The organism is Kribbella jiaozuonensis (assembly GCF_005233875.1).
GTDB classification, from domain to species: Bacteria; Actinomycetota; Actinomycetes; order Propionibacteriales; family Kribbellaceae; genus Kribbella; species Kribbella jiaozuonensis.
Map to the genome: position 1 here is coordinate 158,073 of NZ_SZPZ01000006.1, position 13,749 is coordinate 171,821.

General features: G+C 67.8%; 13 protein-coding genes and 1 pseudogene. 11 read left to right on the forward strand and 3 right to left on the reverse strand.

Features of this window, described 5'->3' with window-relative positions:
- Positions 1-28: 28 nt before the first annotated feature.
- From rplM to FDA38_RS43300, 4 genes and pseudogenes are all read left to right on the forward strand, one after another.
- On the forward strand, positions 29-472 hold the full coding sequence (gene rplM / locus FDA38_RS36095) for a 50S ribosomal protein L13 (protein ID WP_130441431.1): 444 nt from the start codon (positions 29-31) through the stop codon (positions 470-472).
- Between the two features lie 35 nt (positions 473-507).
- Positions 508-1,029, forward strand: a complete 522-nt coding sequence (gene rpsI, locus FDA38_RS36100) for a 30S ribosomal protein S9 (RefSeq protein ID WP_137258674.1) — start codon at positions 508-510, stop codon at positions 1,027-1,029.
- A 7-nt stretch (positions 1,030-1,036) separates the two neighbouring features.
- On the forward strand, positions 1,037-2,383 hold the full coding sequence (glmM, locus tag FDA38_RS36105) for a phosphoglucosamine mutase (protein ID WP_137258675.1): 1,347 nt from the start codon (positions 1,037-1,039) through the stop codon (positions 2,381-2,383).
- A pseudogene (locus FDA38_RS43300) lies at positions 2,383-3,209 on the forward strand (LysR substrate-binding domain-containing protein). The gene glmM and the pseudogene FDA38_RS43300 overlap by 1 nt, the downstream one beginning before the upstream one ends.
- On the opposite strand, the gene FDA38_RS36115 reads toward FDA38_RS43300, so the two are convergent.
- On the reverse strand, positions 3,133-4,197 hold the full coding sequence (locus FDA38_RS36115; RefSeq protein ID WP_137258676.1) for a LacI family DNA-binding transcriptional regulator: 1,065 nt from the start codon (positions 4,195-4,197) through the stop codon (positions 3,133-3,135). The pseudogene FDA38_RS43300 and the gene FDA38_RS36115 sit on opposite strands and share 77 nt — an antisense overlap.
- Positions 4,198-4,347: 150 nt before the next feature.
- On the opposite strand from FDA38_RS36115, the gene FDA38_RS36120 reads away from it, so the two are divergent.
- The 7 genes from FDA38_RS36120 (at position 4,348) to FDA38_RS36150 (ending at position 11,925) form a co-directional block, all read left to right on the forward strand.
- Positions 4,348-5,583: a sugar ABC transporter substrate-binding protein gene (locus tag FDA38_RS36120; protein WP_137258677.1), complete on the forward strand. Its 1,236-nt coding sequence runs from the start codon at positions 4,348-4,350 to the stop codon at positions 5,581-5,583.
- A gap of 3 nt (positions 5,584-5,586) precedes the next feature.
- Entirely contained in the window at positions 5,587-6,525 is a 939-nt protein-coding gene (locus FDA38_RS36125) for a carbohydrate ABC transporter permease (RefSeq protein WP_137258678.1), read from the forward strand.
- 9 nt (positions 6,526-6,534) lie between these two features.
- Positions 6,535-7,335, forward strand: coding sequence for a carbohydrate ABC transporter permease (locus tag FDA38_RS36130; RefSeq protein ID WP_137258679.1), 801 nt, complete (start codon positions 6,535-6,537; stop codon positions 7,333-7,335).
- An 18-nt stretch (positions 7,336-7,353) separates the two neighbouring features.
- On the forward strand, positions 7,354-8,127 hold the full coding sequence (locus tag FDA38_RS36135; protein WP_137258680.1) for a ThuA domain-containing protein: 774 nt from the start codon (positions 7,354-7,356) through the stop codon (positions 8,125-8,127).
- On the forward strand, positions 8,120-9,211 hold the full coding sequence (locus tag FDA38_RS36140) for a Gfo/Idh/MocA family protein (protein WP_137258681.1): 1,092 nt from the start codon (positions 8,120-8,122) through the stop codon (positions 9,209-9,211). Before FDA38_RS36135 ends, FDA38_RS36140 begins: the two co-directional genes overlap by 8 nt.
- Before the next feature lie 76 nt (positions 9,212-9,287).
- Entirely contained in the window at positions 9,288-10,730 is a 1,443-nt protein-coding gene (locus FDA38_RS36145; RefSeq protein ID WP_137258682.1) for a ketol-acid reductoisomerase, read from the forward strand.
- Positions 10,731-10,740: 10 nt separating this feature from the next.
- Positions 10,741-11,925 carry a low temperature requirement protein A gene (locus FDA38_RS36150; protein ID WP_202878007.1) on the forward strand — a complete coding sequence of 395 codons (1,185 nt, stop codon included), beginning with the start codon at positions 10,741-10,743 and terminating at the stop codon, positions 11,923-11,925.
- Here the strand turns inward: FDA38_RS36150 and murQ are convergent.
- Positions 11,899-12,792, reverse strand: a complete 894-nt coding sequence (gene murQ, locus FDA38_RS36155; RefSeq protein WP_137258683.1) for an N-acetylmuramic acid 6-phosphate etherase — start codon at positions 12,790-12,792, stop codon at positions 11,899-11,901. The genes FDA38_RS36150 and murQ overlap by 27 nt on opposite strands.
- A gap of 67 nt (positions 12,793-12,859) precedes the next feature.
- Positions 12,860-13,747, reverse strand: a complete 888-nt coding sequence (locus FDA38_RS36160; protein WP_134107253.1) for a MurR/RpiR family transcriptional regulator — start codon at positions 13,745-13,747, stop codon at positions 12,860-12,862.
- Positions 13,748-13,749 lie beyond the last annotated feature (2 nt).

The following is a 13,749-nucleotide window of genomic DNA, read 5'->3' on the forward strand; positions in this document are numbered from 1 at the left end:
AACCTCTGAGAAACGAAGGTCAACGACCGTGCGCACGTACAGCCCGAAGCCTGCTGACGTCACCCGTGAGTGGCACGTGATCGACGCCACCGACGTCACGCTCGGTCGGCTCGCCGTCCAGATCGCCACCCTGCTGCGCGGCAAGCACAAGCCGACGTTCGCACCGCACGTGGACGGCGGCGACTTCGTCATCGTCGTCAACGCCTCCAAGGTGGCCCTGTCGGGCACCAAGCGGACCGACAAGCTGGCGTACCGCCACTCGGGTCACCCGGGTGGTCTGACCGCGACGCCGATCGGCGAGATCCTCGACAAGGACCCGCGTAAGGCCGTCGAGAAGGCCGTCTGGGGGATGCTGCCGAAGAACCGCCTGAGCCGGAAGCTGCTGACCAAGCTGAAGGTGTACGCCGGCCCGGAGCACCCGCACACGGCCCAGCAGCCGAAGCCGTTCGAGATCACCCAGATCGCCCAGTAAGCGATCGACGAACCAGGTAAACGAGGATTCACAGCGTGAGCGACATCACCACCGAGACCGAAGAGTTCGACCCCGAGGTCCCCATCGACAACGAGGGCCCGGTCGCCTACACCTCCGAGACCAACCCGGCTCCGGAGCAGCGCGCCGAGACGGGTCGGGTCGCGGTCATCAACCCGGCCGGCGCCACTGGTCGCCGCAAGGAGGCCGTCGCCCGCGTCCGGATCGTCCCGGGCACCGGCAAGTGGAAGATCAACGGGAAGGACCTCGACGTCTACTTCCCGAACAAGGTCCACCAGCAGCACGTGAACGAGCCGTTCGTCGTCGCGGGCCTCGAGGGCTCGTACGACGTGATCGCCCGGATCAACGGCGGCGGTATCACCGGCCAGGCCGGTGCGCTGCAGCTCGGCGTCGCCCGCTGCCTGAACGCGGCGGACCTCGAGGCCAACCGTCCGGGTCTGAAGAAGGCCGGCCTGCTGACCCGCGACGCGCGGATCAAGGAGCGCAAGAAGGCCGGACTCAAGAAGGCCCGTAAGGCGCCTCAGTACAGCAAGCGCTGATCACCTGATGGGGCGTTTGTTCGGTACGGACGGAGTCCGTGGCCTGGCGAACGTGGACCTGACCGCGGAGCTGGCGCTCGACCTTTCGGTCGCGGCAGCTCACGTACTCGGCGAGGCCGGTGCCTTCGAAGGGCACCGGCCGCGCGCCGTTGTGGGCCGGGATCCTCGTGCCAGTGGTGAGTTCCTCGAAGCCGCCGTTGTCGCTGGTCTTGCCAGCGCCGGCGTCGACGTCGTCCGGCTCGGCGTACTGCCGACCCCGGCCGTCGCGTACCTGACCGGCTCGACCGGTGCCGACCTCGGTGTGATGCTGTCCGCCAGCCACAACCCGATGCCGGACAACGGCATCAAGTTCCTGGCTCGCGGCGGGATCAAGCTCGACGACGTGATCGAGGACGCCATCGAGGCCCGGATGAACGAGGAGTGGCAGCGTCCGACCGGCGCGGCCGTGGGCCGTGTGATGGACGACGGGCAGGGCTTCGAGACGTATGTCTCGCACCTGGTCCGCTCGGCCCCGAACCGGTTCGACGGGCTCAAGGTCGTCATCGACTGCGCGAACGGCGCGGCCTCGCAGACCGCGCCGGAGGCACTGCGCCGGCTCGGCGCCGAGGTGGTCACGGTCGCCGCGGCTCCGGACGGTCTGAACATCAACCTGAACTGCGGATCCACGCATATCGAGGGTCTGCAGCGTGAGGTGATCGGTCACCGCGCCGACGTCGGCATCGCGCTCGACGGTGACGCCGACCGCTGCCTGGCGGTGGACGCGAACGGCGAGCTCGTCGACGGCGATCAGATCCTCGCAGTACTGGCGCTCGCGATGCGCGACAGCGGCCGGCTGTCGAACGACACCGTCGTCGCGACCGTGATGAGCAACCTGGGCTTCGTCCAGGCGATGGTCCGGGAGCGGATCGCGGTCGAGCAGACCAAGGTCGGCGACCGGTACGTGCTCGAGGCAATGAAGGCCGGCGGCCACAAGCTCGGCGGTGAGCAGTCCGGACACGTGATCCTGTCCGACCACGCCACCACCGGCGACGGCACGCTGACCGCGGTCATGCTGCTGGCCCGGGTCGCGCAGACGGGGAAGAGCCTGGCCGACCTGGCCGGCGCGATGACCCGCCTCCCGCAGGTGCTGGTCAACGTGAAGGACGTGGACAAGAACCGCGCGGGCACCGACGCCACAGTCCAGTCCGCCGTCGCGGAAGCCACCTCTCGCCTGGGTGACTCCGGGCGGGTCCTGCTCCGCCCGTCGGGCACCGAGCCGCTCGTCCGCGTCATGGTCGAGGCCGAGTCCTCGGACACCGCGCACGAGATCGCCCATTCCCTCGCCGACGTGGTTGCGACTTCACTGAAGCTGTAGTGGAGCATCGAGAGCTGGAGCTGTTCCTGCATCTGGCGCGGACGCTGAACTACGGACGCACCAGCCTCGAATGCCACGTCAGTGCGGCCACGCTGACCCGTACGATCCAGCGACTGGAGACGCGGGTCGGCGCCCGGTTGCTCGATCGCGGGCCGCGGGGTGTCGTACTGACCGCCGAGGGGCGGCGGTTCTCGGCGTACGCCGAGCAGGCGTTGGGACTGTGGGACGACTACCGTGCAGGGGCTGACGAGCCGGCCGGGCTGACGGGGGAGTTGCGGATCTTCGCGACCGTCACCGCGTGCCAGACGTTGCTCCCGGTTCTGTTGGCGCCGTTGCGTACGGCGCATCCGCAGATCCGGCTCGATGTGCGGACCGGTGATGCGGCGGCTGCGCTCGCGCGGTGGACGAGGGCGAGGTGGATGCCGCGGTTGCGGGGATCCCGAAGCGGCTCCCGCAAACGCTGGTCAGTCGGCCGGTTGTTGTCACGGATCTGCTGCTGGTGAAGGCTCGCGAGGGCACCGTGGACGAGGCGTACGTCGTGCCGGCGCGCGGGCTGGTGCGGGAGGCGGCCTTCCGCTGGTTTCGCTCCACCGCTACCAAGCCGGTGATTGCAGCCGAGCCGGACGGGCATGAAGCGCTGCTTGCCCTTGTAGCGTTGGGATGTGGGACAGGAGTCGTACCGCGGCTGGTGCTGGAGTCGTCGGCTGTGCGGGACAGGCTGGTCGAGGTGCCGGCTGCACTGGAGACGCTTACGATCGGGCTTTGCGTGCGGCGCGCCGACCTGCCCCGGCCTTTGATCGCGGCGCTCTGGGACCTGCGACCGTAGCGCCCGGATAGAGCTTGGCCGGCACGAGCTGGGGCGGAAGTGGGTCGGCCCCCTCGACCTGGCGGATCAGCGATTCGGTGCCCAGCTGCCCCAGCTCCGGACCGGGCGTTCGCATGATCGTCAGCTGTGGATTCGTCAGTGCCGCCATTTCCGGTGCCATCAGCAACGGTAGGACCGAGATGTCCTCAGGAACCTTGTAACCAAGGCGATTCAGCCCCGCGACCGCCCCGAGCGCGGCGAACTCGTTGACGATCAGCACCGCCGTCGTGTCCGGATGCGCCTCGACCAACTGAGCCATCGCCTCCTGCCCGGACTGCGTCGAACCCGAGCTCTCCATCACCACGATCTCCAGCCCGTACTCCGCCGCCACCCGCCGGTACGCCGACTCCGAGCGCACGTACGGCCCGTAGGTGCTGAACACCGGATCGGTCAGGTTGCCCGAGATCAGCACGATCCGCCGATGGCCGAGCTCGTACAGATGCCCGACCGCATCCTCGACCGTCCGGTCGAAGTCGATGTCGACGTGGGCCAGGCCCTCCAACGACGACGTCCGTCCGATCAACGCGAACGGCGTCGACGTCTCCTGCAGGACCGTCACCCGTGGATCGTCCAGCTGGACCTCCATCAGTACGACGCCGTCCACCAACCCCTGCCCGACCAGCTCCTTCAACTCGGTCCCGTCGTTCCCGACCGGCCAGAGCACCAGGTGGTAGTCCTGCTTGCGCGCCGCATCCGCCGCGCTGGTGAAGAACTCCGCCGCCGAGAACCCGAACTTGTGGTCGAGCGCCGGATACGCCATCGCGATGATGTGCGTACGCCGACTCGCCAGCGCCCGGGCCACCACGTTGCGGCGGTACCCGAGCTCAGCCATCGCCGCCTCGATCCGCGCCCGGGTCGTCGCGGTTACCGGCTTCGTGTCGTTCAGCAGGAACGAGACCGTCGCGATCGACACCCCGGCCCGCTCCGCAACGTCGCGCATCGTGACCATCGATCCGACCCCCTCTGAACTCTTGACAGCGATGTGACCTACGGAACATAGTCCTTCAACGCCTCAGTTAAGCGGTTTACCGCCCAATCGACAAGTGCATCGAAATTTTTCCTCGTCCGTTGGTTAAACGCTTAGAAGGAGCCCGATGTCATGATCAGCAAGCGGATCGCTGCCGCGCTGGCGGGTGCGACGACGGTGTCGCTCCTGCTGGTCGCCTGCGGTGACAACGGCGGCGGTGGCCAGTCGTCGTCCTCGTCCGGCGACAGCGTCAAGAGCCTCACGATCCTGGACTACTACAACAACGAACCGGACAAATCCCTTGTACAGAAGGGACTTGACTCCTGCGCGTCGCAGCTCGGAATCACGATCCAACGGGAGACGGTGCCTGGTGACACCTTGATCCAGAAGGTGCTGCAGCAGGCATCCTCGAAGACGCTGCCCGACGTGCTGATGCTCGACAACCCCGACGTACAGCAGATCGCCGCGACCGGCGCGCTGGCGCCCTTGAACGACATGGGGCTGACCAGCGACGGAGTGATCAAGGGCATGGTCGACGCGACGTCGTACCAGGGCAAGCTCTACGGGCTGGCGCCGGTGACGAACACGATCGCGCTGTTCTACAACAAGGACATGCTGGCCGAGGCCGGCGTCCAACCGCCGAAGACCTGGGACGAGCTGAAGGCCGCGGCCAAGAAGCTGACCAAGCCCGGCCGGTACGGGATGGCGTTCAACGCGAACGCGACGTACGAAGGCTCGTGGCAGTTCCTGCCGGCGATGTGGACCAACGGCGGCGACGAGACTGACCTGACCAGCCCGCAGGTCGCGGATGCCCTGCAGCTGTGGGTCGACCTGGTGAAGTCGGGGTCGGCGTCGAAGAGCGTCATCAACTGGACGCAGGGCGACGTCAACGACCAGTTCATCGCCGGTAAGGCCGCGATGATGGTGAACGGCCCGTGGCAGATCCCGTCGCTGAACAAGAACCCGAAGATCAAGTGGGACGTGGTCACGTTCCCGCTGAACAAGCCGGACCAGACGCCGGTCGCACCGCTCGGCGGCGAGGCCTGGACGGTCCCGTTGAACAAGGACCAGGCCAAGCAGCAGAAGGCCGCGGACTTCGTGAAGTGCCTGAACTCGGACGAGAACGAACTGGCCTGGGCGAAGGCCCGGTTCACGCTGCCGACCAAGCTCGCGCTGCTCGACCAGTACGCCAAGGACGTGCCTTCGATGAAGGCCTTCGCCGAGCAGGTGAAGACGGCCCGGGCCCGGACCGGCAAGCTGGGTGACAAGTGGCCCGACGCCGCCAAGGTGATCTACCAGGCCATCCAGCTGGCGCTGACCGGTAAGGCCTCGGCCCAGGACGCCTTCAAGCAGGCTTCCGGCGGCTGATCCATGGTGGCTCTGACACGTACGACGGTGGCCGGCCGCGAGCGGGTTCGCGGCCGGCGCCACCGTGGTGAGGACCTGACCAAGATCCTGTTCGTCCTGCCGGCCGCGGTGGCCATGGTGGCGCTCTTCGGCTACCCGGTGGTGAAGAACCTGCTGATGAGCCTGCAGGACTACACCCTGAAGACGTTCTTCACCGGGGCAGCGCCCTGGGTCGGGCTGCAGAACTACAGCGCGGTCGTGCACGACAAGCTGTTCTCGGACGCGATGCTGAACACCGCGCTGTTCACGATCGGGTCGATCGCGTTCCAGTTCGTGATCGGGCTCGGGCTGGCGCTGTTCTTCCGCAATCGCTTCCCGCTCGGCGGCCTGCTGCGCTCGTTGCTCCTGCTGCCGTGGCTGTTGCCGCTGATCGTGTCGAGCGCGACCTGGCGCTCGATCCTCGAGCAGGACAGCGGCATCCTCAACCGGACCCTGATGGGCCTGCACATCGTCAACGATCCGGTGCCGTGGCTGAACTCGCCGTCGGTTGCGCTGATCGCGGTGATCGGCGTGAACATCTGGATCGGCATCCCGTTCAACGTGACGCTGCTGTACTCCGGTCTCGCCGAGATCCCGGACGAGCTGTACGAAGCCGGGCAGCTCGACGGTGCGACCGGGTGGCGCGCGTTCTTCTACATCACCTGGCCGAACCTGCGGTCGGTGGCCGGCGTGGTGCTGATGCTCGGCGTCGTTTACACGATCAAGGTCCTGGACATCATCCTCGGCCTCACCGGCGGCGGACCGGCGAACGCGACGCAGACGCTGGCGACCCAGTCGTACGAGAAATCCTTTGTGGACTTCAAGTTCGGGCAGGGCGCCGCGTTGAGCAACATCCTGATCGCGATCTCGTTCGTGTTCGCGATCTTCTACCTGCGCAGCACCCGCCGCGCGGTCGACGAGTAGGAGGGCAGCATGCGACGTACGGCGTACACCGTCATCGGGATCGTGATCCTGGCCGTGATGCTGTTCCCCGTCTACTGGATGGTCAACGCCTCGCTGCAACCGTCCGGGAACACGCTGACCGCGGGCTTCCTGCCGTTGCACCCGACGTTCACCGGCTACAAACGCGCCCTCGACGAGCAGGGCGGCAACCTCGTCACCAGCATGATCATCGCGGCCGGGACCGTCGTACTGAGTCTCGCGATCGCGACACCGTGTGCGTACGCGCTCTCGCAGTTCCGGTCCCGCTGGGTGTCGATCGGGCTGCTGGCGATCCTGATCTCGCAGATGATCCCGGGGATCGTGATCGCGAACGCGCTGTACACGGCGTACGAACGGATCGGGCTGCTGAACTCGATCCCGGGGCTGATCGTGGCGAACTGCAGCAGCGGTATCCCGTTCGCGATCCTGATCCTGCGCTCGTTCATGATGTCGCTGCCGCCGTCGCTGGTGGAGGCCGCGCGGGTGGACGGCGCGGGGTTGTTCCGGGCGTTCGTGGCGATCGTGTTGCCGATCAGCAAGAACTCGCTCATCACCGCGGGACTGTTCAGTTTCCTCTTCTCCTGGAGCGATTTCCTGTTCGCGCTGACGCTGACCACGAAGGGCGGCGTACGGCCGGTGACGCTGGGGATCTATCAGTACCTCGGCACGCAGGTGCAGAACTGGAACGCGGTGATGGCGACCGCGGTGCTCTCGGCGATCCCGGCCATCGTGCTGCTGGTCGCCGCACAGAAATACATTGCCGCCGGCGCCATCGGCGGAGCCGTCAAATAATCCTTAAGGACAACGAATATGACGCTGAAAGTACTCGTCTGGGGCGAGAACCGGCACGAGCAGATCGAGCCGCACGTCCGGGAGATCTACCCGGACGGCATGCACGAGACCATCGCCGCCGGCATCCGCGAGAACCTCGACGCCGCTGACGTTTCCACCACGACTCTGGACGAGCCGGAGCACGGCCTGACCGAGGAGGTGCTGGCCAACACCGACGTACTCGTCTGGTGGGGCCACGCCGCGCACGGTGAGGTCGAGGACAAGGTAGTCGACCGCGTGTATCAGCACGTGCTGTCGGGTATGGGCCTGGTCGTGCTGCACTCCGGTCACTGGTCGAAGATCTTCGGCAAGCTGATGGGTACGACGTGCACCCTGCGCTGGCGCAGTGAACGCGACCGTGAGCTGGTTTGGACGATCAACCCGACCCACCCGATCGCGCAGGGCGTCCCGCACCCGATCGTGATCGAGCAGCAGGAGATGTACGGCGAGTTCTTCGACATCCCGGTCCCGGACGAACTGGTCTTCGTGTCCTCGTTCTCCGGCGGCGAGGTGTTCCGCTCGGGCTGTACGTTCCGCCGCGGGCACGGGAAGATCTTCTACTTCTCGCCCGGCGACCAGGACTTCCCGGTGTATCACCACAAGGACGTCCGCAAGGTGATCGCGAACGGCGTCAAGTGGGCGCGCGCCGATCTTCCCGAGCGGGCGCTGCCGACCCTGCTGCGCTACGAGACCGACGATTTCTTCAACGGTAAGGGCTACACCGGCCCGATCGAGGAGCCTGCGGATGCCTGACCCCTTGCGCCTCCTCCAGGTCGGCGCCGGCGGCATGGGCCGCGCCTGGCTCCGCACGATCGCCGCAAACCCGTCTGTACAACTCGTCGGCCTGGTCGACCTTGACCTGGACGTGGCCCGTGCGGCAGCCGACGAGCACGGATACGCCGACGTCCCGGTCGCGACGTCGATCGATGAGCTGGCCGGCGGGGCCGACGCGGTGATCGACGTGACGGTCCCGGTCGCGCATCCGAAGGTCAGCGTGGATGCCTTGCTGCGTGGGCTTCCGGTGCTGTGTGAGAAGCCGCTGGCCGAGACGGTCCGCGAGTGCCTGCAGATGGTGGCGGCCTCGGAGGTGAGCGGGAAGCTGTTGATGGTCTCGCAGTCCCGCCGCTACTTCCGCGCCGTAGCAGCCTTCCAACGACAGCTGGCCGAGCTGGGTCCGATCGGCACGCTGTCCTGCGAGTTCTACAAGGCCCCGCACTTCAGCGGCTTCCGTGAACGCATGGCCGAGCCGCTCCTGGTCGACATGGCGATCCATCAGTTCGACCTGTCCCGCAAGCTGATCGGCTCCGAGCCGGTCTCGGTGTACTGCGATTCGTACAACCCGCCGTGGAGCTGGTTCGACGGCAACGCCGCCGCGTCCGCGATCTTCACGTACGCCGACGGCACCCGCTTCACCTTCGCCGGCAGCTGGTGCGCGCCGGGCCTGGAAACGTCCTGGAACGGCTTCTGGCGCGCGAGCACTTCCGGCGGCACAGCAACCTGGGACGGCGACAACGAACCCGTCGCCGAGCTCGCATCCGGCGAGCCCCTCCCCGCCACCATGTCCGACGAGCCGCAAGAGATCGCCGGCTCGCTGGTCGAGTTCGTCAACGCGGTCCGTACGTCGACACCCCCGCAGTCCGAGGTGCATTCCAACGTAGTAAGCCTCGCCATGGTCGAAGCCGCCGTTCGTTCCGCCAACACCGGAGCGCCGGTCAAGATCGCCGATGTCATCACCGAAGCCCACACCGAGGCCCTGGCAACGACCGAGGACCCGGCTCTCCACGCGGCATTGAAGTCCTGGCCGAACCCGCTGAAGGCCGTCGGTCTGGAGCCCTAGCCTTTCAGTCCCTGCAACGGGGCGGTGCGGACATTGCGCTTGCTGCAATGGTCGTGCCGCCCGTTGACTGGTGGGCATGAAGAGTTCGGTGTTTCAGGTCGAGAGCATGGTCGTGCCGGGTGGGACCGAGTCCATCGTGCGGGGCGGGCGGGATCTGTTCCCGTTGCTGCCCGAGGCGCTGCACGGGGTTGAGCGCATCGGCGTACTCGGGTGGGGCCCGCAAGGGCGGGCGCAGGCGTTGAACCTGCGCGATTCGCTCGCCGGCACAGGGATCGCTGTCAGCGTCGGGCTCCGGCCCGGGTCGGCGTCGGCGGAGGATGCGCGGGCCGAAGGATTCAGCGAGGCCGACGGCACGCTGGGGGACTGGCTCGAGGTTGCCGGCGCTTCGGACCTGGTGATCCTGCTGATCGCGGATGCCGCGCTGGCGGCCAATCACGAGCAGATCTTCGGCGTGCTCAAGCCGGGCGCGACCATTGGCCTGTCCCACGGTTTCCTGCTCGGACACCTGGAGGCGATCGGGTCGGCTTTTCCGGACGGGCATCCGGTGATCGCGGTCTGCCCGAAGGGAATGGGAGATTCGGTACGGCGTCTCTACGTGCAGGGTGAGACGGTCAACGGCGCCGGGATCAACGCGAGCATCGCCGTACAGGCGGATCCGGATGGGCATGCGTGGGACCGGGCGCTGGCGTGGTCGATCGGGCTCGGGTCGCCGTACACGTTCGCGACCACGCTGCAGGACGAGTACCGGTCCGACATCGTGGGGGAGCGGGCGATCCTGCTCGGCGCCGTCCACGGGCTGGTGGAAGCGATGTACCGGCACTTCCGGATCGACGGGGCTGATCCGGTGACGGCGTACGAGCGTTCCACCGAGGCGATCACCGGGCCGATCGCGCGGACGATCTCGACCGACGGGCTGGTGGCGGTCCGGGCGGCGAGCGGTGACGTGGATCTGTTCGACCGCGCGTACTCCGCGGCGTACCAGCCGGCCCGGGACCTGGTCGCGGAGATCTACGACGAAGTTGCCGATGGCACCGAACTGCGCAGCGTGATCCTGGCCGAGCAGCGGCTCGCGACCCGGCCGATGACCGAGATCGGCGGCAGCCCGATGTGGTCGCACAGCGCCGAGGTCCACGCCCGTCGGGGAGCGCCCGGCGCGATCGATCCGGTCACCGCAGGGCTGTTCGTGGCGACGATGATGGCGCAGGTCGACGAGTTCGCCACCCGCGGGCACGCGTGGTCGGAGATCGTGAACGAGTCCGTGATCGAGGCGGTCGACTCGCTGCTGCCGTACATGCACGCCCGCGACGTCGCGTACATGGTCGACAACTGCTCCCGCACCGCCCGCCTCGGGACCCGTCGCTGGGGCCCGCGGTTCCAGGCGGCGTACGAGCAGATCGCCCTCCCGCACCTCGACCGGCCGGCGGACCCCGCGCTGCTCAAGGGCTTCGAGGACAACCCGGCCCATGACGCTCTGGCCGCGGCCGCGAAACTCCGCCCCTCGGTGGACATTTCCGTTTAGCCTGTCCGCCATGACAGCTCCGACGACGACGCGGTCACGGTTGATCCCCATGCGCCCACGGGACCCGCACGAGCCCGGCCGGACGGCGTCCTCGCTCGAGCTGTTCTTCGACCTGGTGTTCGTGGTCGCGGTGAGTGTCGCCGCGGCCCAGCTCCACCACGCCCTGTCCGAGAAGCACATCGCCGAGGGCTTGATGTCCTACGGGATGGTGTTCTTCGCGATCTGGTGGGCGTGGATGAACTTCACCTGGTTCGCCACCTCGTTCGCGACCGACGACTGGCTGTACCGGGTGCTCACGATCGTGCAGATGAGCGGCGTCCTGGTGGTCGCCGCCGGCATCGAGCAGGTCTTCGCCGACCGCGACTTCACCGTGGTGGTGATCGGGTACGTCGTGATGCGGGTCGCGATGATCGCGCAGTGGCTGCGGGCATCCCATTACGCCGGGGAGAGCCGGCAGGCGACGCTGCGCTACGCCGGCGGGATCGCGATCGTGCAGGTGCTGTGGCTGACCACGCTGGCGATGTCCGGTACGACGGTCGTCATCGCCTGGTGCCTGTTCGTCCTCGCCGAGCTCGCCGTACCGGTGGTGGCGGAGCGCCGATGGACAACGCCGTGGCACCCGCACCACATCACCGAGCGGTACGGGCTGTTCACGCTGATCCTGCTCGGCGAGAGCCTGCTCGCGTCCGCCAACGCGATCATCGAGGCCGTCCACGACCACGAGTCGCTCGGCCCGCTGATCGCGCTGTCGGTGCTGACGCTCGTCGTCACCGCGGCGATGTGGTGGATCTACTTCTGGCCGCCGCACCACACCGCGATCAGGTCGTTCGCAAGCTCGCTGCGGTACGGCTACGTGCATTACTTCGTGTTCGCCGCGGCCGGTGCGTTCTCGGCCGGTATCGAGGTCGAGATCGACAGCATCACGCATCACACCGAGCTCAGCGAGGTCGCCGCGTCCTACACGGTGACGATCCCGATCGCGATCTTCGTCCTCGGCACCTGGTGGATCGCCATCCGCGACAACGCCGACCGGACCGTCAACGTCGTCGTACCGCTGGGCGCCGTCCTGGTCCTGCTGGATCCGTTGATCCCGATCCCGTTCGCGCTCACGGCGGTGTTCATGGCGTTGATCGTGGTGACCCTCGTCGTCCACCAGCCGGTGCAGCGATCAGCTGGGGTTGCCGAGCTCAGCTAGGGCGGTGGCCACGCGGCCGTGAGCGGCCTCCAGGGCGGCCCGGGCCTCGGCGACGGGTGATCCGGTCAGGAGGTGGACGAGGGCCGGCTTGAGCTCGCCGTCCGCCTCGGCCAGAGCGGCTTCGCAGGCAGCCTCGTCGGCGCCGGTGGCTTCGGCCAGGATGCGGAGCATGCGGCCGCGGAGCTTCTTGTTGGTCGCCACCAGGTCGACCATCAGGTTGGACCAGGTGCGGCCGAGCTTGATCATCAGCGTCGTCGAGAACGCGTTCAGGATCATCTTCTGCGCGGTGCCGGCCTTGAGCCGGGTCGAGCCGGCGATGACCTCCGGGCCGGTGTCCGCGGCGATCACGACATCGGCCAGCGGCGCCAGCGGAGCGTCCGGGTTCGACGTGACCAGCACGGTGGTCGCCCCGGCCGCGCGGGCGGCCTTCAACGCACCGGCGACGTACGGCGTGCTTCCGGAAGCGGCGAGGCCGACGACGAGGTCCTGACCGGTGACCGCGGCCGCGTCCGCGGCGCCGCCGTCCTCGGAGTCCTCGACGTTCTCGACCGCGCGCAGCAGCGCCTCCATCCCGCCGGCGTGGTGGGCGACCACCAGTCCGTCCGGCACGTGGAACGTGGGCAGCAGTTCGGCGGCGTCAAGGACCGCCAGGCGTCCCGACGTACCGGCGCCGAAATAATGCACCCGGCCGCCGCCGCGGACAGCCTCGACGGCGGCGTCGACGGCCTTGGTGAGCTCCGGGATCACTGCGCTGACGGCGCCTGCGACACGGGCGTCCTCGTTGTTCAGCATCTGGAGGATCTCGGACGTGCCCACCGCATCGATGGCGAGCGTCCTCGGGTTGCGCTGCTCGGTCGGTGAGGTCACAGGATCGATGTTAGTTTTCTACTGAAGGATTTTCAATTCCGTTCATCTTTGACGGAAACGGTTGACGTCACTCGGAACCTTTGAGCCGGTGCCCGCGGACCGCGCTGGCGGTCTCCTCGAGCGCCTTGCGGGCATCCGGGAGCACCTGCTGGGCGACGCCGATGAACAGGCAGTCGATCACCGTCAGTTGCGCGATCCGCGAAGCCATCGCTCCCGAGCGGTACGTCGTCTCGCGCGCGGCCGTGGTCAGGACGAGGTCCGCGGTACGCGCCAGCGGCGACCGCGGGAAGTTTGTCACCGCGACCGTGGTGGCGCCGTGCTTGGCTGCCTCCTCGAGCGCCTCGACGACCTCGACCGTGGTGCCGGTGTGCGAGATGCCGATCGCGACGTCACCCTCACCGAGCAGCGCGGCGCTGGTCAGCGCGATATGTACGTCGGACCAGGCGAAGGCCACCCGCCGGATCCGGTGCAGCTTCTGCTGCAGGTCGAGCGCCACGAACGCGCTCGCCGCGAATCCGTAGAGGTCGACCCGCGGGGCCTTCACGACAGCGTCGACGACCTTGGCCAGCGCGTCCACGTCGACCTGCTGCGCGGTCTCGCGGACCGCCCGCTCGTCGGCGAACGCGACCTTGCTGACAACGTCGGCCAGCGAGTCGCCGGGCTCGATGTCGCCGCCCACCTCCGGGCGGATGCTCTCCTGCGCCGACTGGGCCGCCAACTGCAGGCGCAGCTGCGGGTAGCCGGGGACGCCGATCTGCTTGCAGAACCGGATGACCGTGGTCTCCGAGGTGGAGGCCACCTCGGCCAGTTCGGAGATCGTCATCGCCGCCACTCCGCCCGGGTCCGCGAGGACCGCGTTCGCCACCCGCTGCTCGGCCGGCGCCAGCGCGGGCATCACCGCGCGGACCCGGACCAGCAGCGGGCCCGTGGGTTCAGGAGAGGTTGTTGAATTCATGA

Bases quoted from the DNA above. Each gene is read 5' to 3' on its own strand.
- glmM (WP_137258675.1), top strand. From the start codon at position 1,037: ATGGGGCGTTTGTTCGGTACGGACGGAGTCCGTGGCCTGGCGAACGTG.
- FDA38_RS36115 (WP_137258676.1), bottom strand. From the start codon at position 4,197: ATGGTCACGATGCGCGACGTTGCGGAGCGGGCCGGGGTGTCGATCGCG.
- FDA38_RS36120 (WP_137258677.1), top strand. From the start codon at position 4,348: ATGATCAGCAAGCGGATCGCTGCCGCGCTGGCGGGTGCGACGACGGTG.
- FDA38_RS36125 (WP_137258678.1), top strand. From the start codon at position 5,587: ATGGTGGCTCTGACACGTACGACGGTGGCCGGCCGCGAGCGGGTTCGC.
- FDA38_RS36130 (WP_137258679.1), top strand. From the start codon at position 6,535: ATGCGACGTACGGCGTACACCGTCATCGGGATCGTGATCCTGGCCGTG.
- FDA38_RS36135 (WP_137258680.1), top strand. From the start codon at position 7,354: ATGACGCTGAAAGTACTCGTCTGGGGCGAGAACCGGCACGAGCAGATC.
- FDA38_RS36140 (WP_137258681.1), top strand. From the start codon at position 8,120: ATGCCTGACCCCTTGCGCCTCCTCCAGGTCGGCGCCGGCGGCATGGGC.
- FDA38_RS36145 (WP_137258682.1), top strand. From the start codon at position 9,288: ATGAAGAGTTCGGTGTTTCAGGTCGAGAGCATGGTCGTGCCGGGTGGG.
- FDA38_RS36150 (WP_202878007.1), top strand. From the start codon at position 10,741: ATGACAGCTCCGACGACGACGCGGTCACGGTTGATCCCCATGCGCCCA.
- FDA38_RS36160 (WP_134107253.1), bottom strand. From the start codon at position 13,747: ATGAATTCAACAACCTCTCCTGAACCCACGGGCCCGCTGCTGGTCCGG.